This is a genomic window from Micromonospora marincola, assembly GCF_056150385.1.
On record NZ_JAXCFT010000004.1, the window covers coordinates 70,177 to 90,608 of the forward strand.

19 protein-coding genes and 3 pseudogenes are annotated in these 20,432 nt (G+C 71.1%); 14 read left to right on the forward strand and 8 right to left on the reverse strand.

The window, feature by feature from the left end:
- Positions 1-6: 6 nt before the first annotated feature.
- Both SM450_RS11500 and SM450_RS11505 read right to left on the reverse strand, forming a co-directional pair.
- Positions 7-204 (reverse strand): DUF397 domain-containing protein, encoded by a 198-nt coding sequence (locus SM450_RS11500; RefSeq protein WP_281584333.1) that lies wholly within the window; start codon positions 202-204, stop codon positions 7-9.
- The gene (locus SM450_RS11505; protein ID WP_474619709.1) at positions 195-962 is read right to left on the reverse strand and encodes a DUF5753 domain-containing protein; all 768 of its coding nucleotides are present in this window, start codon (positions 960-962) and stop codon (positions 195-197) included. Before SM450_RS11505 ends, SM450_RS11500 begins: the two co-directional genes overlap by 10 nt.
- A gap of 114 nt (positions 963-1,076) precedes the next feature.
- On the opposite strand from SM450_RS11505, the gene SM450_RS11510 reads away from it, so the two are divergent.
- Together SM450_RS11510 and SM450_RS11515 are read left to right on the forward strand one after the other, a co-directional pair.
- A complete protein-coding gene (locus SM450_RS11510; protein WP_474619710.1) occupies positions 1,077-1,337 on the forward strand; it encodes a hypothetical protein in 261 nt (86 codons plus the stop codon).
- The gene (locus SM450_RS11515; protein ID WP_474619711.1) at positions 1,318-1,572 is read left to right on the forward strand and encodes a hypothetical protein; all 255 of its coding nucleotides are present in this window, start codon (positions 1,318-1,320) and stop codon (positions 1,570-1,572) included. Before SM450_RS11510 ends, SM450_RS11515 begins: the two co-directional genes overlap by 20 nt.
- A 1-nt stretch (position 1,573) precedes the next feature.
- Here SM450_RS11515 and SM450_RS11520 read toward each other — a convergent pair whose 3' ends face one another.
- A complete protein-coding gene (locus SM450_RS11520; protein WP_474619712.1) occupies positions 1,574-2,230 on the reverse strand; it encodes a VOC family protein in 657 nt (218 codons plus the stop codon).
- A gap of 82 nt (positions 2,231-2,312) precedes the next feature.
- Here SM450_RS11520 and SM450_RS11525 point away from each other — a divergent pair, with 82 nt between their 5' ends.
- From SM450_RS11525 to rny, 9 genes and pseudogenes are all read left to right on the forward strand, one after another.
- Positions 2,313-3,455: an acyl-CoA dehydrogenase family protein gene (locus tag SM450_RS11525; protein WP_474619713.1), complete on the forward strand. Its 1,143-nt coding sequence runs from the start codon at positions 2,313-2,315 to the stop codon at positions 3,453-3,455.
- 68 nt (positions 3,456-3,523) lie between these two features.
- Positions 3,524-4,858 (forward strand): MFS transporter, encoded by a 1,335-nt coding sequence (locus SM450_RS11530; RefSeq protein WP_474619714.1) that lies wholly within the window; start codon positions 3,524-3,526, stop codon positions 4,856-4,858.
- A 4-nt stretch (positions 4,859-4,862) separates the two neighbouring features.
- On the forward strand, positions 4,863-5,063 hold the full coding sequence (locus SM450_RS11535) for a DUF3046 domain-containing protein (protein ID WP_018785963.1): 201 nt from the start codon (positions 4,863-4,865) through the stop codon (positions 5,061-5,063).
- Positions 5,064-5,248: 185 nt separating this feature from the next.
- Positions 5,249-6,100, forward strand: a pseudogene (gene recA, locus SM450_RS11540) (recombinase RecA); the annotation flags it as partial.
- A pseudogene (locus SM450_RS11545) lies at positions 6,101-6,715 on the forward strand (LAGLIDADG endonuclease); the annotation flags it as partial.
- Positions 6,716-6,886: 171 nt separating this feature from the next.
- Entirely contained in the window at positions 6,887-7,390 is a 504-nt protein-coding gene (locus SM450_RS11550) for a hypothetical protein (RefSeq protein WP_282294463.1), read from the forward strand.
- 11 nt (positions 7,391-7,401) lie between these two features.
- A complete protein-coding gene (locus SM450_RS11555) occupies positions 7,402-8,094 on the forward strand; it encodes a regulatory protein RecX (protein WP_474619715.1) in 693 nt (230 codons plus the stop codon).
- 61 nt (positions 8,095-8,155) lie between these two features.
- Positions 8,156-8,941 (forward strand): 3-keto-5-aminohexanoate cleavage protein, encoded by a 786-nt coding sequence (locus tag SM450_RS11560; protein WP_474619716.1) that lies wholly within the window; start codon positions 8,156-8,158, stop codon positions 8,939-8,941.
- Positions 8,942-9,917: 976 nt separating this feature from the next.
- Positions 9,918-11,684, forward strand: a complete 1,767-nt coding sequence (gene rny, locus SM450_RS11565; RefSeq protein ID WP_474619717.1) for a ribonuclease Y — start codon at positions 9,918-9,920, stop codon at positions 11,682-11,684.
- 59 nt (positions 11,685-11,743) lie between these two features.
- Here rny and SM450_RS11570 read toward each other — a convergent pair whose 3' ends face one another.
- The 4 genes from SM450_RS11570 to SM450_RS11585 are packed head-to-tail and all read right to left on the reverse strand — an operon-like array spanning position 11,744 to position 15,140.
- Entirely contained in the window at positions 11,744-12,712 is a 969-nt protein-coding gene (locus SM450_RS11570; RefSeq protein WP_474619718.1) for an amino acid ABC transporter permease, read from the reverse strand.
- Entirely contained in the window at positions 12,709-13,416 is a 708-nt protein-coding gene (locus SM450_RS11575) for an amino acid ABC transporter permease (protein WP_474619719.1), read from the reverse strand. Before SM450_RS11575 ends, SM450_RS11570 begins: the two co-directional genes overlap by 4 nt.
- A gap of 36 nt (positions 13,417-13,452) precedes the next feature.
- Entirely contained in the window at positions 13,453-14,331 is an 879-nt protein-coding gene (locus SM450_RS11580) for a glutamate ABC transporter substrate-binding protein (RefSeq protein WP_474619720.1), read from the reverse strand.
- Positions 14,332-14,384: 53 nt separating this feature from the next.
- Complete coding sequence (locus SM450_RS11585) at positions 14,385-15,140, reverse strand: amino acid ABC transporter ATP-binding protein (protein ID WP_474619721.1); 756 nt, start codon at positions 15,138-15,140, stop codon at positions 14,385-14,387.
- Between the two features lie 205 nt (positions 15,141-15,345).
- On the opposite strand from SM450_RS11585, the gene selD reads away from it, so the two are divergent.
- The 3 genes and pseudogenes from selD to miaB form a co-directional block, all read left to right on the forward strand.
- Complete coding sequence (selD, locus tag SM450_RS11590; RefSeq protein WP_474619722.1) at positions 15,346-16,335, forward strand: selenide, water dikinase SelD; 990 nt, start codon at positions 15,346-15,348, stop codon at positions 16,333-16,335.
- A 203-nt stretch (positions 16,336-16,538) separates the two neighbouring features.
- Positions 16,539-17,018 carry a hypothetical protein gene (locus SM450_RS11595; RefSeq protein WP_474619723.1) on the forward strand — a complete coding sequence of 160 codons (480 nt, stop codon included), beginning with the start codon at positions 16,539-16,541 and terminating at the stop codon, positions 17,016-17,018.
- A gap of 73 nt (positions 17,019-17,091) precedes the next feature.
- A pseudogene (gene miaB, locus SM450_RS11600) lies at positions 17,092-18,582 on the forward strand (tRNA (N6-isopentenyl adenosine(37)-C2)-methylthiotransferase MiaB); the annotation flags it as partial.
- A 185-nt stretch (positions 18,583-18,767) separates the two neighbouring features.
- On the opposite strand, the gene SM450_RS11605 reads toward miaB, so the two are convergent.
- Positions 18,768-20,399, reverse strand: coding sequence for a cellulase family glycosylhydrolase (locus SM450_RS11605; protein ID WP_474619724.1), 1,632 nt, complete (start codon positions 20,397-20,399; stop codon positions 18,768-18,770).
- Positions 20,400-20,432: the final 33 nt, after the last annotated feature.

Sequence of the window (20,432 nt, forward strand, 5' to 3'; positions counted from 1 at the left end):
GCCAGGTCAGCCCAGGCGCTGGTCCTTGACCGCGGCAACGAACGTCTCGAACGTATCCGGGGCGAACACCAGCGCCGGCCCGTGCTCGTCCTTGCTGTCCCGGACAGCGACGACGCCAGGGAGATTTGCCGCAACCTCCACGCAGTTGCCACCGTTGTTGCCGCTCTTCGTGCTCTTGTGCCAGTGCGCGCTGCTCAGGTCCATGACGCTGCCGCTTCTCTGATGAGGTTGATCGATTGAGTTCGAGGGAGAGCTTCCCCTACTATGCGCGCCCAGCGTTGTTCCAGGGTACCGACTTCACCCCGGTCCTCGATGATCTGCGCCCTGACCTGCGCGTCAATATGGGCTACGCGAGTGCCGTCCGGCATCTCGGCCATCGCGAACGGACCTCCCATTCCGGGGTACAGCGGCGTGTTGAGGGGAACTACGTGCACCTGTACCGAGTTCAGCTCGGCGCAGGCGAGGATGTGCAGGCATTGTTCGTGCATCACTGAACGGTCTGAGTTGGCCGGACGGTGAAGGACCGCCTCGTCCATGACCGCGACGAAGAGCGGCGGCCGGGAGCGGCGAAGGATCGACTGACGCTCGATCCGAGCGGTGGTCAGCTCGTCCACCTCCTGCGTGGTCAGTGACTCCATCGCCAGCGTCGCTCTGGCGTACGCTTCGGTCTGCAACAGCCCCGGCACCCAGGCAAGTTCGAATCCACGTAGGGCCAGCGCTTCCCGCTCGATCTCGGCCCAGGGGCGGAACCATGACGGCTCACGTCTCTTGAGCACGTCCGGCCACAGGTCCTTTACGTCCTTGCCGAGGATGGCCGCTACCCGGGAGCGGGCCAGGGGGCGAGGGATGCGCCCACGACTGACCCAGCGCTGTGCCGTCTTGGGGTCGACACCTGTCTGAGCTGCGAGGCTCTCCGCGGTCTCACCCGCTTCGGTCATGGCCGCTATGAGTCCGTGGTTCACGGTGCCCTCCCCAATGGACGTCCCCGACGTCTCACGAACATACAGCAACGCTGTGTGAGGGTCTTGTCACCGTTCGGCATCGTGTGCGAAGCGACGACGATGCGGAGGCCGGAGATGCCCAGGTGGAAGTGGTTCCAACGAGAGGACGAGCCGGTCGACATGGTGCAGCCGGCCACGGCGTACCCCGACCGGGCCGGCGCCCACGCGACGCCGCCGTTCTCCGTGATCTTGGCCGGCTACGTGCTCGACTTCCATCACCGGCAGCCCTGCTCCCGGTGCGAGGCGGACGGCGGTTGTGAACGACTCACGCGAGCGTGCGAGACCCTGCGCGCCTGGCGGGACCGGAAGGAAACCGGTGAAGCTGAACGGCGGTGACGTCCTGCTGATCACCAGGACCGCGAGCGTCCAGTTCACGAAGCCGATCCGGTTCCGCGTGATCAGGGACGTCACGGACGCCGCCACCTTCGACGGCTGGCGGTGGGTCGACGGCTACGAGTTGGACGCCAAGGGCGAGGCGGTCCGGCGGCGGCGCATCTTCGTACAGTCGAAGGGGTTGCGGGTGGAGCGCCGGGCGGTCGGCGACGGTCGGGTGCGGCTCCCCGCCCGCTGAGTCAGCCGCGGTCCTGCCACGTGCAGAGGCAGACCCGGTTGCCGTCCGGGTCGGCGAGCACCCAGAAGTTCGGCGCCTCGGCGTCGCTGACGAGCGTGCCGCCCGCTGCGAGCGCCGCCTCGATGCGCGGCGCGACCTCGGCCGGGTCGACCCACACGTCCGGGTGCCAGCGCTGCCGGGGCTCGTCGCGGCCCGATGCCTGGAACCAGATCGTCGGCAGCGCGCCGGCCGGATCGCGTACCTCGTCGTCGGCGGCCCCTTCGTCGTCCGGTCGCGCCCAAGCCAGGACCGCCCGCCAGAACGGCGCCACGGCGGCGTGCTCCGGGCTGTCGAGCGCGAGTTCCAGCCGGGTCAGGCCGACGTGGGTGAGCGTCAGGCCGGCGTCGGCGGCGAGCGCCGAGATGGTCCGGGCCAGCCGCAGGTCACGGTCGGTGACCCCGCCCACGTCGTGCGACCGGAGCCGCACGTCCACGAAGGTGTAGCGCAGGTCCAGGTCGGGATGATGGTCGACCCGCTCGGCCTCCGCGCCGACGGCGGCCACCAGCGCCAGGCCGGCCGCGAAATCCGGGGTACGGATGCGGGTGTGCAAGGCGCCGAGTAGGTACGTCCACCCGTCCAGCCCGGCGTCGGCGATCTGTGCTCCGGTCAATGTGCCCATCCGGCCATCCTGACGCGCCTCGTTTGCCGGCCGGCCACCGGGCCCCTGTCCGGGGCGGGTGAGCGGTGTCAGACTGGCCGCCATGGAGCAGCATCTCTACCAGCCCGTCCACGAGGAGTTCCGGGACCTGTGCCGCCGGTTCCTGGCCCGGGAGGCGGTGCCGCACCACGAGCGGTGGGAGGCCGAGGGCATCGTCGACCGCGAGGTGTGGCACAAGGCGGGCGGGGCCGGCCTGCTCGGCCCGGACGTCGACCCGGCGTACGGCGGTGGTGGGCAGCGCGACTTCCGGTTCAACGCGGTGCTCGACGAGGAGATCGTCGCGGCCGGCTGCACCGGGCTGGGCTTCGGCCTGCACAACGACGTGGTGGCGCCGTACCTGACCGAGCTGACCACCGACGACCAGCGCAAGCGTTGGCTGCCCGGCTTCTGCTCCGGCGACCTGGTCACCGCGATCGCGATGAGCGAGCCGGGCGCGGGCAGCGACCTGGCCGGCATCCGCACCACAGCGGTCCGCGACGGCGACTCGCTCGTGCTCAACGGCCAGAAGACGTTCATCACCAACGGGGAGATGGCCGACCTCGTGGTGGTGGTGGTCAAGACCGCCCCGGACCAGGGCGCGCACGGCGTGAGCCTGGTGGTGGTGGAGAGCGGCACCCCCGGCTTCGACCGGGGCCGCCGGCTCGCCAAGGTCGGCCTGCGGGCCAACGACACCGCCGAGCTGTTCTTCGACGACTGCCGGGTGCCGGCGGAGAACCTGATCGGCGTCGAGAACCAGGGCTTCTACCATCTGATGGCCAACCTGCCCCGGGAGCGGCTGAGCATCGCCGTCGGCGCGGTGGCGGCCTGCGAGAAGCTGCTCGCGCTGACGGTCGGGTACGCCCGGTCCCGGGAGGCGTTCGGCCGACCGATCGGTGCGTTCCAGCACAACCGGTTCCTCCTGGCCGAGCTGGACACCGAGGTCACCATCGCGCGGACGTTCGTCAACCACTGCGTGGCCGAGCACGACGCGGGCCGGCTCTCGGTGACCGACGCGGCGAAGGCCAAGTGGTGGACCACCGAGCTTCAGACCAGGGTCGCCGACAGGTGCGTGCAGTTGCACGGCGGCTACGGCTTCATGCTGGAGCACCCGGTGGCGAAGGGCTGGCTGGACAGCCGGGTGCAGACCATCTACGGCGGCACCACCGAGATCATGAAGGAGATCATCGGCCGCGGCCTCGGCCTGTAGCGAAACCGGGTGCCGGTCGGCCGCTCCGGTAGGGGACGATGAGGCCCCCGCCGTCCCCCAGGAGCGCCATGACCACCGACCTGACCGCCCCGGCACCGCCTCGGCCCGACATCGCCGGCATCCAGCGGCGTACCCTCCGGCTGCTCGTCTGCACCCAGATCATCGGCGGCGTCGGCGTCGCCATCGGCATCTCGGTCGGCGCGCTGCTCGCGGCCCGGGTCGCCGGCACCGCCCTGGCCGGGCTGGCGCAGAGCGCCGGGGTGGTCGGTGCCGCGCTGCTCGCCGTACCGGTGACCCGGCTGATGGCGGCCCGCGGGCGGCGACCCGGCCTGGTCGCGGCCTATCTGGTCGGCGCGGCCGGCGGTGTGCTCGTGGTGGTGGCCACCGCGACCCACGTGGTGCCGCTGCTCTTCGTCGGCATGCTGCTGTTCGGTGGCGGCACGGCAGCCAACCTCCAGGCCCGCTACACGGCCGTCGACCTGGCCGAGCCGGAGCGCCGTGGCCGGCAGTTGTCGCTCGTGGTCTGGGCCACCACCATCGGCTCGGTGGCCGCGCCGAACTTCGCCGCGCTCGCCGACGACACCACCCGGGGGTGGGGCCTGCCGGTGCTGGCCGGCCCGTTCGCCTTCAGCGCCGTCGCGTTCGTGCTGGCCGCCGCCGTACTCCTGGTCCTGCTCCGGCCGGACCCGCTGCTCACCGCGCGCCGGCTGGCGGCGGCCGAGGACACCCGTCCCGCCGGCCCCGCACCGGCGGTCACCCGCCGCGGGGGCATGGTCGCCGCGTGGCGGACGGTACGCGGGCGGCCGGCCGCCCGCCTCGGCATCGCGGCGGTCGCGGTGGGGCACCTGGTGATGGTCGCGGTGATGTCGATGACCCCGGTGCACCTCGGCGAGTGGCACTCCGACGCGGACGTGCTGCGGGTGGTGGGGATCGTGCTCAGCCTGCACATCGCCGGCATGTACGCGCTGTCGCCGGTGGTGGGTTGGCTGACCGACCGGCTGGGCCGGCGGCCGGTGATCCTCGGCGGCGTGGCGTTGCTGCTGGCGGCGTGCGCGGTCGCCGGCACCGCGGGCCACCACACCGCGTCGCTCTCGGTGGGGCTGGCGCTGCTCGGGCTGGGCTGGTCGGGCACCATGGTGGCGGGCTCGACGCTGCTGTCGGAGTCGGTGCCCACCGCCGACCGGCCCGGCGTGCAGGGCCTGTCCGACCTGCTCATGGGGTTGGCCGGGGCGGGTGCGGCAGCGGTGAGCGGGTTCGTCCTGCGGGCCGTGGGGTACCCGACGCTCACCCTGCTGGCGGCGATCGCGGTGGTGCCGCTTGTGGCGCTGGCGCTGCGGCGTACCGGCGGCGTTCCCGGCGCGGCCGGGGGTTCCGGCGCTGCCGGACATGACGAGGAGGACTGAACACGTGCGGCTGACCGACTTCTGGACGCGGCTGGAGGAGGCGTTCGGGCCGGGCTACGCGGCAAGCATCGCCAGCGACCAGGTGTTGTCCCAACTCGGTGGGCGGACCGTCGAGCAGGCCCTGGCCGCCGGTGAGGAGACGCACGTGGTGTGGCGCGCGGTGGTGGCCGCGTATCCCGACCGGGTGCCCGCGCGACTACGCTGAGCAGCCTTTTCGGCGGTTCCGCGTGTCGCTTGCCCAGTCGTACACCTGTTCGGCTATTGTCCACAGCGGGGTGCTCGTCCACAGCTCGCGGCCCGTCGGCTGGTTTTCTGTCGGACCCAGCGCCTAGCGTGTCCCGCGTGACGCGAAGCTCAGGAAAGACGCCGGCGAAGGCAGGGGTGGCAACGATGGCGGCAGGGCCGGACCGGGAGAAGGCACTCGACCTTGCTCTCGCTCAGATCGATAAGCAATTCGGCAAGGGTTCGGTGATGCGGCTGGGGGAGCGGCCCGTCATCCAGACGGCGGTCACGCCGACCGGCTCCATCGCGCTCGACGTGGCGCTCGGCGTGGGCGGTCTGCCCCGCGGCCGGGTCGTCGAGATCTACGGTCCGGAGTCCAGCGGTAAGACCACTGTCGCCCTGCACGCGGTGGCCAACGCCCAGCGGGCCGGTGGCATCGCCGCGTTCATCGACGCCGAGCACGCGCTCGACCCGGAGTACGCGAAGGCCCTCGGTGTCGACACCGACGCCCTGCTGGTCTCCCAGCCGGACACCGGCGAGCAGGCGCTGGAGATCACCGACATGCTGGTGCGCTCCGGCGCGATCGACATCATCGTGATCGACTCGGTCGCCGCCCTGGTGCCGCGCGCCGAGATCGAGGGCGAGATGGGCGACAGCCACGTCGGCCTCCAGGCCCGGTTGATGAGCCAGGCGCTGCGGAAGATCACCGGCATCCTCAACAACACCGGCACCACCGCGATCTTCATCAACCAGCTCCGCGAGAAGATCGGCGTGATGTTCGGCTGCATGTCGTACTCGACCAGGGTCACCCTGGCCGACGGCACGCAGGAGAAGATCGGCAAGATCGTCAACCAGCGGATGGATGTCGAGGTTCTCTCCTACAACCCGGACACCGACCGGGTGGAGCCCAAGCGGATCACCAACTGGTTCAACAACGGGCCGGCGGAGCAGTTCCTCCAGTTCACCGTTGCCAGGTCCGGCGGCAACGGCCGGTCCCAGTTCGCCGCGACCGCCAATCACATGATCCGGACGCCCGGCGGCTGGCGGGAGGCGGGCGAGTTGATCGCCGGCGACCGGGTGATGCTTGCCGAGTCGCGTCGTCTCAGCGAGCAGCAGTGGCAGGTCGTGCTCGGTTCGCTGATGGGCGACGGGGCGCTGTCGCCGAACCAGCGGGACCGCTCCGGTGTCCGCTTCCGCCTGGGGCACGGTGCCCAGCAGGTCGCCTACCTCGACTGGAAGGTCTCCCTGCTGGGCAACATCAGCCATTCCCGCCGCACCGACGCCCGTGGCGCGAGCTTCGTCGACTTCACGCCGCTGCCCGAGCTGGACGAGCTGCGTCGCGCGGTATATCTCGGTGACGGTAAGAAGCATCTCAGTTGGGACTACCTCAAGGCGTTGACCCCGCTGGCGCTCGCCGTGTGGTTCATGGACGACGGCTGCTTCACGCTGCGCTCCAAGGGCCTGCAGAAGCGAACGGCAGGTGGTTCGGGTCGGATCGAGATCTGCGTCGAGGCGATGGCGGAGGGGACCAGGACCCGTCTGGTCGACCACCTGCGCGACGCGTACGGCCTGGACGTGAAGCTGGTTGCGCGAGGCGCCCGGCAGACCGCGTCGATCATCTTCACCACCGACGCGTCGGCGACGTTCCAAGAGCTGATCGCGCCCTACGTTCCGGTCGCCATGGAGTCGAAGCTCCTGCCCCGATTCCGGGGGCAGTGCGTGGTGGAGCCGCAGTTCGTGCCGGCGGAGCTCACCCCGGTGCCGGCGCGGGTCATCGACGTACGGGTCAAGCCCCGTACCCGGTCGATGAACCGGTTCGACATCGAGGTGGAGGGCAACCACAACTATTTCGTCGACGGTGTCATGGTGCACAACAGCCCGGAGACCACCACCGGTGGCCGGGCGCTGAAGTTCTACGCCTCGGTCCGGCTCGACGTGCGCCGCATCGAGAGCCTCAAGGACGGCACCGACGTGGTCGGCAACCGCACCCGGGTCAAGGTCGTGAAGAACAAGGTCGCCGCGCCGTTCAAGCAGGCCGAGTTCGACATCATGTACGGCAAGGGCATCTCCCGCGAGGGCTCCCTGATCGACGTGGGCGTGGAGCAGGCGATCATCCGCAAGTCCGGCGCCTGGTACACCTACGACGGCGACCAGCTCGGCCAGGGCAAGGAGAAGGCCCGCGAGTTCCTGCGCGAGAACCCGGACGTGGCGGCCGAGGTCGAGAAGAAGATCCTGGAGAAGCTCGGCGTCGGCACCGGTGGTGCGGGCGACGCCACCGGCGGCCCGGAGCTGCCGCCGGTCGACTTCTGATCCGCTGATCCGTGGCAGGACGACGCGCCCGCACGGGGCGGGGCTGGGATGCCAGCCCACCCCGTCCGGGTGACGCCACCGGCACGCCCCAGCCTCGCCGTGGGCGCCGTGGCCGCGCGGCGGAGCCCGAACCAGGGGAGGCTCCGGCTCCGCCGCGTGACGAGGCCGAGCTGGCCCGGGAGATATGTCTGCGGCAGCTCGCGACCCGGCCACGCACCCGGGCCGAGCTGGCCGGCGCGCTGACCCGGCGGGGCATCTCCGAAGAGGTGACCGAGCAGGTCCTCGACCGCTACGACGAGGTCGGCATCGTCGACGACGCCGCCTTCGCCCAGGCGTGGGTGAGCAGCCGGCACACCGGCCGTGGGCTGGCCCGCCGGGCGCTCGCCAACGAGCTGCGCCAGAAGGGCGTCGACGGCGAGGTCGCAGGCGCCGCCCTGGAGGGGATCGACCAGGAGACCGAGGAGGAGACGGCCCGGGCCCTGGTGGAGCGGAAGCTGCGCACCGCCCGTGGCGAGCCCGACGCGGTGTTCCGGCGCCTGGTCGGCATGCTGGCGCGCAAGGGCTACCCGGCCGGCGTGGCGATCCGCGCGGTGAAGGACGCCCTCGCCGCGCAGAGCGCCGAGGCGGCCGAGTTCGCCGAGCACATCGACGCCGACGCGATGGCCGACGCCGAGAACGACCTCGACGCCCGCCGGCACGACTGACCGGCCCGGCGCGTCAACATCGTGAGGACCGTGGGGAAGGGTGCACATCCATGCTGAAGGCGTGCGGGAGGGGTGCGCGCCGGTGCTGAAGGCGTGCCTGAACGGTGGCCGGCGGCGGGACGAGCATCCCGCCGTGCCGCTCACCCCGGCCGAGCTGGCGGTCGACGCCGTCCGTTGCGCGGAGGCCGGGGTGGCGGCGGTGCACGTCCACCCCCGTGACGACAGCGGCGCCGAGTCGCTCGACCCGGCCGTGATCGCCGCGGCGCTCACCGCCGTCCGGGCGGCCCGCCCCGGCCTGCCGGTCGGCGTGAGCACCGGCGCCTGGATCGTGCCCGACCCGGCCGAGCGGGTCGCCGCCGTCCGCGCCTGGACGGTGCTGCCCGACTTCGCCTCCGTCAACGCCCACGAGCCAGGGGCGGCGGAGGTCGCCGCGGCCCTGCACGAGCGCGGCGTCATGGTCGAGGCCGGCCTCTGGACGGAGGCGGCGGTGCATGCCTGGCGCCGCTGGTCGACACCGACCGGGCGGGTCCTCGTCGAGTGCATGGCCGAACCGGTGGAGGCGGCGCTCGCCGACGCGACCGCGATCCTCGCCGCGCTCGCCGACGCGACCGCGATGCCGGTCCGGCTGGCCGACGCGACCGCGATCGGCGACGGGCTGCCCGACGGGTGCCCGCCGGTGCTGCTGCACGGCGAAGGCCCGGCCACCTGGCCGGTGTTCGCCGAGGCGGTCCGAAAGGGCCTGCACACCCGGATCGGCCTGGAGGACACGCTGCTGCTGCCCGACGGCAGCACCCCAGCGGACAACCACACCCTGGTCCAAGCCGCCCAAGCCCAGATCACCCCCTGACAGTTACCCCCCACCCCGCCCCCCTGCCCTGCCCTGCCCCTCTGCCCCCGGCGATCATGAAGTTGACGGCATAGTTGATCTCCAAAACGGCCGTCAACTTCATGATCGCCGGGGCTGGCGAGGTCATCGTGGGTCGGTGATCAAGGGGTTTGTGTCTGGTGGGTGATCGTTCTTGACGTCAACTCCTTGATCACCGAGGGGTTGGAGGGCGGGAGAGGGGGCGGGTGGGTTCTGGCGGTGCGGCGTGTGGTCTGAGCAGGCGGGAAAGGTCACGGGGAGGTGACGGGCGGCGAGGTTTGTCCGGCGCTGTCCGGCATATTCTCAGCAATCCGTGACGGGTCAACTTCTCTCCGTCCGGGTGGTTTGATCATGACTCCTTGACCGAACGGCCCCTAGCGACCTAGCCTCGCCATACAGGCTCACTTTGCCCGACCAGCGCAGGCTAAGCGCACAACATAGAACGCGTAACAAGACAGCATCACTTTGGCCAGCTTCACCGGCCTTTGACGGCAGCTCCGGATCCGTCCGGAGCGTCCGACAACTGCAACCGGCCGCTGGCGGTGCCCAACGAGGGGCACCGCCGACGGAAAGCTGCCCAGAGCCAGCCGCTCCGGTCGGGCGTCCAGAGCCGCAGGCGCGCGTCTTCGCGCGTGTCCTGCGACCGACGTTCAGGGGAGGCGGCCATGGCGCGGCGGCACAGGTTCACCGGCGGTCTGCCACACGGTCCCGGCCGGTCTTCGCCGGGTATCCGATCCCGGCCCACAGACGATTCGCGACCGACGGAGCGACCACTGCCGCTCCACGCGGCGCAGCGGCCCGCCACGTCACGGCGGACACCAGACGCGAACCGAACCGGCACGGCAGCGCGGACCGCGGGGGCGGCGTTGGCCGGCACGGCGAAGCGGTTCGACGGGACCGCGGGGGCCGGCGCGGCGGCGGGGTTCGACGGAGCGGCACACCGCTGCGGGGTCACGCGATGAGCGCCTTCGACGTGGTCCTCCTCGTGGTGGTCCTGCTGCTTGTCGCGTTGGTGATCGGCGCGGTGCTGTTCGGCGTGCGTACGCTCAAGCGGCTCAGCCTGGCCCCCGCGCCGGAGGACCCGGCCTTCATCGCGGAGAAGGACCGGCAGGAGCAGTCCCTGGCCGCGCTCCGCAACGCCGCCGACGAGGCGAACAGCACCATCGACGTGGCGAAGTCGGCCGCTTCCGCCGCCCGCGCCGAGGCCGCTGCCGCGAAGGCCGAGGCGAAGGCCGCCCGGGCGGAGGCCCGGCGGGTGCTCGACGACGCCCGGGCCGAGGCCGACACCGTGCTGGAACGGGCGCACAAGCAGGCCGAGGCGGACGCCGACCAACTGCGTACCACCGCGCGACGCAGCGGCGAGCGGGAGGTGGCGGTGCTCGCCGCCACCACCCGGGAACAGGCCGCCGAGGTGGAGCGGCGGGCGGCCCGGATGGACGAGCGGGAACGGCTGCACACCGAGGAGGTGGAGCGGCTGGCCGAGCGGGAACGGCAGCTCACCGCCGCCACCGCCGCGCTCGCCGCCCGGGAGATCGCGCTCGGCGAACGTGAGCGGGCGCTGACCGAGGTGGAGGAGCAGCGCCGCCGCGAGCTGGAACGGGTAGCCGGCCTGACCGCCGACACGGCCCGCGCCGAGCTTGTCGAGTCGATCGAGGGGCAGGCGAAGCGGGAGGCCGCGCTGCTGGTCCGGGAGATCGAGTCCGAGGCGCGGGGCACCGCCGAGCAGCGCGCCCGCCACATCGTGGTGGACGCGATCCAGCGGGTCGCCAGCGAGCAGACCGCGGAGAGCGTGGTGAGCGTGCTGCACCTGCCCGGCGACGAGATGAAGGGCCGGATCATCGGCCGGGAGGGGCGCAACATCCGCGCCTTCGAGTCGGTCACCGGCGTCAACCTGATCATCGACGACACGCCCGAGGCGGTGCTGCTCTCCTGCTTCGACCCGGTCCGCCGGGAGGTCGGCCGGCTCACGCTGGAGAAGTTGGTGCTCGACGGCCGGATCCACCCGCACCGGATCGAGGAGGTCTACGACCTGGCCCGGCAGGAGGTGGAGGAGTTGTGCCACCGGGCCGCGGAGGACGCCCTGGTCGAGGTGGGCATCACCGAGATCCACCCGGAGCTGGTCACCCTGCTGGGCCGGTTGCGCTACCGGACGTCGTACGGGCAGAACGTGCTCAAGCACCTGGTCGAGACCGCGCACATCGCCGGCACCATGGCGGCCGAGCTGCGACTGGACGTGCCGACCATCAAGCGCTGCGCGTTCCTGCACGACATCGGCAAGGCGTTGACCCACGAGGTGGAGGGCAGCCACGCCATCATCGGCGCCGACCTGGCCCGCAAGTACGGCGAGGCCGAGGACGTGGTGCACGCCATCGAGGCGCACCACAACGAGGTGCCGCCGCAGACCATCGAGGCGGTCCTCACCCAGGCGTCGGACGCCTGCTCGGGCGGGCGGCCGGGGGCGCGGCGGGAGAGCCTTGAGGCGTACGTCAAGCGGCTGGAGCGGATCGAGGAGATCGCGGCCGGCAAGCTCGGCGTGGAGAAGGTCTTCGCCATGCAGGCGGGCCGGGAGATCCGGGTGATGGTCAAGCCGGACGACGTGGACGACATCGGCGCGGCGGTGCTGGCCCGGGACGTGGCGAAGCAGATCGAGGAGGAGCTGACCTATCCGGGGCAGATCCGGGTGACGGTGGTGCGCGAGTCCCGGGTCACCGAGATCGCCCGCTGACTGGCGTACGCGAAAGGGCCGGCCGGATGCGTTCCGGCCGGCCCTTTCCGCTTCGTCGGTCAGCCGGCGCCGCCGGCGCCCTCGGCCTGTGAGGCGAGCACGGCGGGCGGCGGGGTGGGCGCCGTCCCGGTGGACTTGCGGCCTCGGGAGAGGCGACGCTCGGTGTACTGCGCGAGCTTCGACAGCGTGTAGTTGATCGCGATGAAGAGCACGGCGATCACCACGTACACCTGGATCGGGTTACCGAGCACGCCGATGATCTGCTTGCCGATGTTGAGCGTCTCCTCGTAGCTGATGATGAAGCCCAGCGAGGTGTCCTTGAGCACCACCACGAGCTGGCTGATCAGCGCCGGCAGCATGATCCGGAAGGCCTGCGGCAGCAGGATCATCCCGGTGGTCTGGAACGGGGAGAGCCCGATCGCGGCGGCGGCCTCGCCCTGGCCGCCGGGCAGCCCCTCCATGCCGGAGCGCAGGATCTCGGCGATGACCACCGAGTTGTAGACGGTCAGGCCGATGACGAGATACCAGAGGTTGTCGAACGAGATGCCGAACTCGGGGAAGCCGCGCGCCACGAAGAAGATGGTGATGACGACCGGCAGGCCGCGGAACACCTCGACGCAGACCCGGGTCACCACGGACAGCAGCCAGCTCAGCCCGCGCAGCGGATAGGCGAGCGGCGTGGCCAGGCCGGTGAAGCGCCGCCGGGTCAGGCTCTTGAGCTGGATCCGCAGCACGGCGAGCAGGGTGCCGGCGACGAGGGACGCGACGATGGCAAGCGCCGCGGCGGTGAGCGTGTTCTTCAGGCCGAGCCCGAGCCGGTCCCAGACCTGGGAGAAGTTCTCGTTGGACGGGTCGATAAGCGGACCCCACAGCTCCATCGAGAGCTGGCCCTTGTCGGCCAACGGCCGGTAGATCAGGAGGTACGCGCCGAGCAGCACCACCACGACGGCGACCAGGCTGCTGATAAGCGTGATCCGGCGCTGGCGCGGGCCCGGAACGTCGTAGAGGACGCTGGTCTGCCGGCTCATCGGGCCACCGCCTGTCGCTTCTCGATCCGGTCCAGCAGGGCGCCGAGCGGCACCGTCATGATCAGGTAGCCGACGGAGATGCCGATCGCCACCGGGATGAAGGCGTAGCCGCCGGCGGAGGTGAGCTGGTCGGCGGTCTGGGAGAGGTCACCCACGACGCCGAAGAAGCCGACGAGCGCGGAGTTCTTGATCATCGCGATGATGACCGAGCCGAGCGGCACCACGGACGCCTTCCACGACTGCGGCAGCACCACGTGGCGCAGGTTCTGGCCGAAGGTGAGGCCCAGCGACCGGGCCGCCTCGGCCTGGCCGGCCGACACCGCGTTCACCCCGGAGCGCAGCGCCTCGCAGACGAACGCGGCCGTGTAGAGGACCAGGGCGATCAGCCCGAAGCGGAAGTAGGGCAGGTCGGTGCCGAGCCGGCTGAAGATCACCTCCAGGCCCGGGATCCGCAGGAACTCCGCGTTCGACCCCAGCGCCGGCAGGCCGAACGCGGCGAAGAACAGCACCACGGTCAGCGGCATGTTCCGGAAGATGTTCACGTACGTGGTGCCGACGGCGCGCAGTGGCGGCACCGGCGAGATGCGCAGCACCGCCACGACGGCGCCCAGGATCAGGGCGCCGATCGCGGCGAGTACGCAGATCTGGAGGGTGAGCCAGAACCCGCCCGCGAAGACGTCGAACTTGTCGATGAGCACATTCACGGGTCGGTTTCCTCCCCACCCTCCGGATCGGACGGATCAGTAGCGGTTGACGGTCGGGGCGTCGCCGAGCGTGGCGCCGAACTTGCCGGCGGTGTCGTCCCACGCCTTCTTCCAACTGCCGTCGGAGAAGGCCTTCTCCAACGTGTCGTTGACGAAGTTGCGGAAGTCGGTGTCCTCCTTCTTGACACCGATGCCGTACGGCTCCTTGGTGAAGTTGTCGCCGGCCATCTTGAAGGACGACTCGTCCTTGGCGATGTAGCCGAGCAGGATGACGTTGTCGGTGGTGACGGCGTCGACCTGCTTGCCCTTGAGGGCGTCGCGGCACTTGTCGTAGGTGTCGAAGAGCACAAGCTGGGAGCCGACGTCCTTGACGTACTTCTTGATCTCCTCGGCCGGGGTGGAGCCGGTGACCGAGCAGACCTTCTTGGCGCCGTCCTTGAACGAGTCCGGACCGGTGATCGCGGTCTCGTCCTTGCGCACCATGATGTTCTGGCCGGCCTCGTAGTACGGCCCGGCGAACGCGATGCGCTCCTTGCGCTTGTCGTTGATCGTGTAGGTGGCCGCGACCAGGTCGACGGTGCCGTTCACGATGACGTCCTCGCGGACCTTCGACGGGGCCTCGACGTACTCGATCTTGTCCTCGGGGATGCCGAGTTCCTTCACGATGATCTTGGCGATCTCGACGTCGAAGCCCTCCGGCTTGCCGGACAGGCCCTTCTGGCCGAAGCCCGGCTGGTCGAACTTGGTGCCGACCTTGATCGCCTGGGCCTTGTTCAGCCGCTCCATCGTGCTGCCGGCCGCGAAGTCCTTGCTCCCGGCGCCGGTGCCCTCGTCGCCGTCCTTTTCGCCGCAGGCGGCCAGGCCGAGCGCCAGAGTTGCCGCCGCGGCGACCGCCGCCACGCGCTTGTAACGCATCATCATTCTCCTTCTTCCACGAAGCCGCCGGGACGACTCCACTACGGGGACGCTCAGTGCGTGAGGATCTTGGAAAGGAAGTCCCTGGCTCGCTCGCTGCGCGGGTTCTCGAAGAACTCCGCCGGCGGGGCGTCCTCGACCAGTTGCCCGTCGGCCATGAACACGACCCGGTTGGCCGCGTGCCGGGCGAAGCCCATCTCGTGGGTGACCACCACCATGGTCATGCCGTCGCGGGCCAGCGAGGTCATCACGTCGAGCACCTCGCCGACCATCTCCGGGTCGAGCGCGCTCGTCGGCTCGTCGAAGAGCATCGCCTTGGGCTGCATGGCCAGCGCGCGGGCGATCGCCGCCCGCTGCTGCTGGCCGCCGGAGAGCTGCGCCGGGTACTTGTCCGCCTGGTTGGCGATGCCGACGCGGTCGAGCAGGGCCAGGCCGCGCTCACGGGCGGCGGCCGGCTTCTCCTTGCGTACCTTGATCGGCCCGAGCGTCACGTTCTCCAGGATGCTCTTGTGCGCGAAGAGGTTGAACGACTGGAACACCATGCCGACCTCGCTGCGCAGCTTGGCCAGGGGCTTGCCCTCGGCCGGCAGCGGCTGCCCGTCGAACGTGATGGTGCCGTTGTCGATCGGCTCCAGTCGGTTGATCGTGCGGCACAGCGTCGACTTGCCGGAGCCGGACGGGCCGATCACCACGACCACCTCGCCCCGGCCGACGGAGAGGGACACGTCGTCGAGCACGTGCAGCGGCCCGAACCACTTGTTGACCCCGTCGAGCACGATCAGCGGGTCGCCCGTCGTCACGTCGTCCACCGTCCCTGTCGTCCCTGTCGTCCGTGCCGGAAAGGGGGTCGGTCGACCCCCGGTTGGGCAACTGTAGGCGGGGTGACGTGGCAGAACGCAACCGAGATGGTCACGGAGCGGTAACACCGGTCGACGGCGTGCCGGTGCGTCCGAATTCCGTTGCCGAAGGCGCGTCCCAGTGGCGGCGGCGCCGGATCGCGGAGATCATGAGGCGATGACCGACACGTTCCGGCTGACCGATCACGCCCGCGGCGGCGGCTGCGCCTGCAAGATCCCGCCCGGCGAGCTGGAGGCGATGGTCGCCGGCCTCGGCCCGAGCGCCGGCACCGCCGACCTGCTCGTCGGCCTGGAGAACGGCGACGACGCCGCGGTGGTCCGGCTGGACGCGCGCACCGGCCTGGTGACCACCGCCGACTTCTTCACCCCGGTCGTCGACGACGCCTACGACTGGGGCCGCATCGCCGCCGCGAACGCGCTCTCCGACGTGTACGCCATGGGTGGCACCCCGCTCGTCGCGCTCAACCTGCTCTGCTGGCCGCGCGAGGTGCTGCCGCTGGAGTTGGCCCGCGAGGTGCTGCGGGGCGGGCAGGACGTGGCGAACGAGGCCGGCTGTCACCTGGCCGGCGGGCACAGCGTCGACGACGACGGCCCGAAGTACGGCCTGGCGGTCACCGGCGTGGTCCGGCCGGAGGAACTGATCACCCTGGACGCCGGGCGGGCCGGGCTGCCGCTGTCACTCACCAAGCCGCTCGGCGTCGGCGTGCTCAACACCCGGCACAAGCAGACCGGGGAGCGGTTTCCCGAGGCGGTCGAGTCGATGGCCCGGCTCAACCGGGACGCCGCCCGGGCGGCGGTGGCCGCCGGGATCCGCTGCGGCACTGACGTGACCGGCTTCGGGCTGCTCGGGCACGCCTCGAAGCTGGCCCGGGCCAGCCGGCTCACGGTCGCGATCGACACCGCCGCGGTGCCGTACCTGCCCGGCGCGCGGGAGGCGCTGCGTGACGGGTACGTCAGCGGGGGCACCCGCCGCAACCTCGACTGGGTGACGCCGTGGACCGACTTCGGCGGCGCCGACGACTCCGAGCGGCTGCTGCTTGCCGACGCCCAGACCTCGGGCGGGTTGCTTGTCGCGGGCGAGGTGCCGGGCGGCACGGTGATCGGGGAGCTGCGGCCCGCCTCGGACCACCTGATCCAGCTCCGTTGACCGGCGCGGCAGCCCTGGGAACCCGGCACCATACTCGATAAACTGTCACCTTCCCGCCACTCCGGGCAACGTCCCCCTAGGGAAATTTTGCCCGGAATGGTCACAGACCGGTAACTTGCCCCCGGCTGGGGTCAAATGCCCCCCACCATCGTCAGTAAGGCCCGATCCGGAGGCCGGTGGGACGAGCGCAGCGAGGAGGCAGCATGACCGAGCTGTGGAACTGGAGAATCGACGGCGGCGCGCCGGTGGAGGTCTACCCGGCGCTTGCCGAGGCGCTCGGCCGGGTGGTGATGCCCCTCGCCGTCGCCGACCCGGGCCGGCTTCCCGCGTACGCGGTGGTCTGCGACGTGTGGAAGGCGCCCGGGGCGTACGGCACGGTGGTCGACTGCTACGGCGTGCCCGAACGCCTGCCCGAGCTGCCCGCCATCGCGGCGCTGGCCCGGGTGCTGGGCCGCAACTGCCTGATGCGCGACGACACGCTCGACGCCGGCCGGCACCTGCTTGTCGCACCGGACGGCACGATCCGCCCGGTGCACTTCGACGTGGTCGAGACCGACGACGGCGAGGTCCTCAGCGACCAGCGGCTCTGCACGCTCGCCGACCCCGGCTGCCGGGGCTGGTCGCGGTGCCACCGCTCCCGGTGGGCGCCGGACTCGGTCGCGCCGGCGCTCGCCGCCGCCTGACCGTCACTGCCTGACCGCTGCCGCCTGACCGCCGACGGCGCGTCCAGCGCCGCCCGGATACGCTGTCCGGGTCATGACTACCGCAGCCGTGGGCAGCCCGCGCACCTACCAGGTGCGTACGTACGGCTGCCAGATGAACGTGCACGACTCCGAGCGCATCTCCGGCCTCCTCGAGGACGCCGGATACGTGCGCGCCGCCGAGGCCGACGATCAGCCCGACGTGGTGGTGTTCAACACCTGCGCCGTCCGGGAGAACGCCGACAACCGGCTCTACGGCAACCTGGGTCACCTGCGCCCGGTCAAGGCGAAGCACCCCGGGATGCAGATCGCGGTCGGCGGTTGCCTGGCCCAGAAGGACCGCGGCGAGATCGTCCGCAAGGCGCCCTGGGTGGACGTGGTCTTCGGCACGCACAACATCGGCTCGCTGCCGGTGCTGCTCGACCGGGCCCGGCACAACGCCGCCGCCGAGGTGGAGATCCTCGAATCGCTCGAGGTCTTCCCGTCCACGCTGCCGACGCGGCGCGAGTCGACGTACGCCGGCTGGGTCTCCATCTCCGTCGGCTGCAACAACACCTGCACCTTCTGCATCGTGCCCGCCCTGCGCGGCCGGGAGAAGGACCGCCGTCCCGGCGACGTCCTCTCCGAGGTGCGCGCGCTCGTCGACGAGGGCGTGCTGGAGGTGACCCTGCTCGGGCAGAACGTCAACTCCTACGGCGTCGAGTTCGGCGACCGGTACGCCTTCGGCAAGCTGCTGCGGGCCTGCGGCGACATCGACGGGCTGGAGCGGGTCCGGTTCACCAGCCCGCACCCGAAGGACTTCACCGACGACGTGATCGCGGCCATGGCCGAGACGCCGAACGTCTGCCACTCGCTGCACATGCCGTTGCAGTCCGGCTCCGACGACGTGCTGCGGGCGATGCGCCGCTCGTACCGCTCGGAGCGCTATCTCGGGATCATCGAAAAGGTCCGGGCGGCGATGCCGGACGCGGCGATCACCACGGACATCATCGTCGGCTTCCCCGGCGAGACCGAGGCGGACTTCCAGAAGACCCTCGACGTGGTCCGGGAGGCCCGGTTCTCCTCGGCGTTCACCTTCCAATACTCCAAGCGCCCCGGCACGCCGGCCGCCACCATGGACGACCAGTTGCCCAAGCCTGTCGTGCAGGAGCGGTATGAGCGGCTGGTCGCGTGCGTCGAGGAGATCACCTGGGCGGAGAACCGGAAGCTGATGGGCGAGACCGTCGAGGTGCTCGTCGCCGTCGGCGAGGGGCGTAAGGACGAGCGCACCGGCCGGATGTCCGGGCGCGCCCGCGACGGCCGCCTGGTGCACTTTGCCACCGGCGAGCTGGCCGGGCGGATCCGCCCCGGCGACATCGTGCACACCGCCGTCACGTACGCGGCGCCGCACCACCTCAACGCCGACGGGCCGCCGCTGTCGCACCGGCGTACCCGGGCCGGGGACGCGGCCGAGGCGGGACGGGCCCCGCGTACCCCCGGGGTGCTGCTCGGGCTGCCGACGGTCGGCGCGCCGGTCATGCCGCCCGCCCCCACCGGCGGTTGCGCCACCCGCGGACCCGCCGCCCTGCCGGTTAGGAGGGGGGGCCCCCGGAAACCACCAGGGTTTAGGGGGGCCCCCCCCCGCGCCCCCCGCCGCGGGGGGGTTGTGGGGGGGCCCCCCATAAACCCTTCTTGTTCGGGGGCCCCCCCTCCTCTACCGAATGCGTTAAGCGGGGCCCCCGCCTTACACGCTCAGCAGGTGGCGCTGTTGAGCTTTACCGTGGCGGGGGTGGCGGCGGTGCCGTTGGCGGTGAAGCCGACGGTGACCGAGGCACCCGCCGCCAGCGACGGCGACCAGCCCGGCGCGGCGGCCGTGACAGTGGTGCCGGACTGCGTGACGGTGGCGTTCCAGCCACTTTGGAGCGTGACCCCGGACGGCCAGGTCCAGGTGACCGACCACGGGTTCACCGCGCCGGTGCCGGTGTTCTTCACGGTCAGCTCGCCCTGGAAGCCGCCGGCCCAGGCGTTGATCTGCTTGTAGCTGGCGGTGCAGCCGCCGCTCGGCGCCGGCGTGGTCGGCGCGGGCGTGGTCGGCCCCGGCGAGGTGTTCGGGGTGCCGGTGGGGGACGGGCTGCTGGTGCTGCCGCTGCCGGACGGCGGGATCAGGTACGGCTGGAGGATGGACTGCTTGGCCTGGTTGACGGTGGTCCAGTCGTCGTTGGCGATGCCGCCGGTGTCACCCGAGTTCGGGTTCCACGACCAGTAGGTGAAGGACATCCCGTTGACCCCGGTGCCGGTGTAGGCCATCAGGTTCTCCAGCCAGATCTTGTCCTTCGGGTCCTGGAGTGTGGTGCCGAACTCGCCCATCATGATCGGCGCGATGTTCTGCTTGTAGAGGTAGCCCCAGTACCTGTCCCAGATCGCCGGCATGTTCGCCGGGTAGCTCGGGTCGTCGAACCACGCCTGCCGGTAGACCGAGGTGGCGTACTCGTGCGGGGAGTAGACGAGCCGGTTGGCCACGTTCAGCCGCACCGGGAACTGGCCGGCCTTGGAGAGGTTACCGCCCCACCAGCCGCAGTCCTCGTCGTTGCTGGGGTCGTTGTCCCAGACGTTCGACAGCCCGCCGCTCGGGCAGCTCACGCCCTCGACGAAGATCAGCCAGTTCGGCTGCACGCCGAGGATGGCGTTGCCGGCCCGCTCGGCGGCGAGCCGCCAGTCGCGGGTGGTGTCGCCGCAGCCCCAGCAGGCGCCGGTGGCGGCCGGATTGGTGCCCTCGGCGTGCGGCTCGTTGTGCAGGTCCGCGCCGATCACCGTCGGGTTGTTCGCGTACCGCTGGGCCATCGTCTTCCAGTCGTTGATCCAGGTCGCCTCGGAGACGCCCGAGGTGTACCAGAGCGGCGACTGCCCGGCCGAGGTCGGCCGGTGCCGGTCCAGGATGACCCGCATCCCCTTGCTGCCCGCGTAGTCGATGACCTTGTCCAGGATCTGCAACGGGGAGAGGCCGATCAGGTCCGGGTTGACGAAGTCGTTGATCCCGGTCGCCGTCGCGCCGGGCTTGATGGAGTCGTTCGAGAACGGGATGCGCAGCGTGTTGTAGCCCAACCGGGCCATGGTGTCGAGCTGGCCGCGCCACGTGTTGCTCGACCACAGGCCGTGGAAGGTCTTGTTGTCGGTTTCCATGCCGAACCAGTTGATGCCGGTCAGCCGGACGGTCGTGCCCGTGCTGTCGACGATCTTGTTGCCGCTGGTGTGCAGGTAGCCGGTGCCGGTGCCGCTGGCAGCGGCGGCGGCCGGGGTGGTGCTGACGGCCGCGGCGACGAGGATGCCGGCCGCGGCGGTGGCGAGCGCCGTCAGGGCGCCGCCGAGGGCGGTGCGTCGGTGCATGGGTGCTCCACTTCGGATGCCCGCGCCGCATGG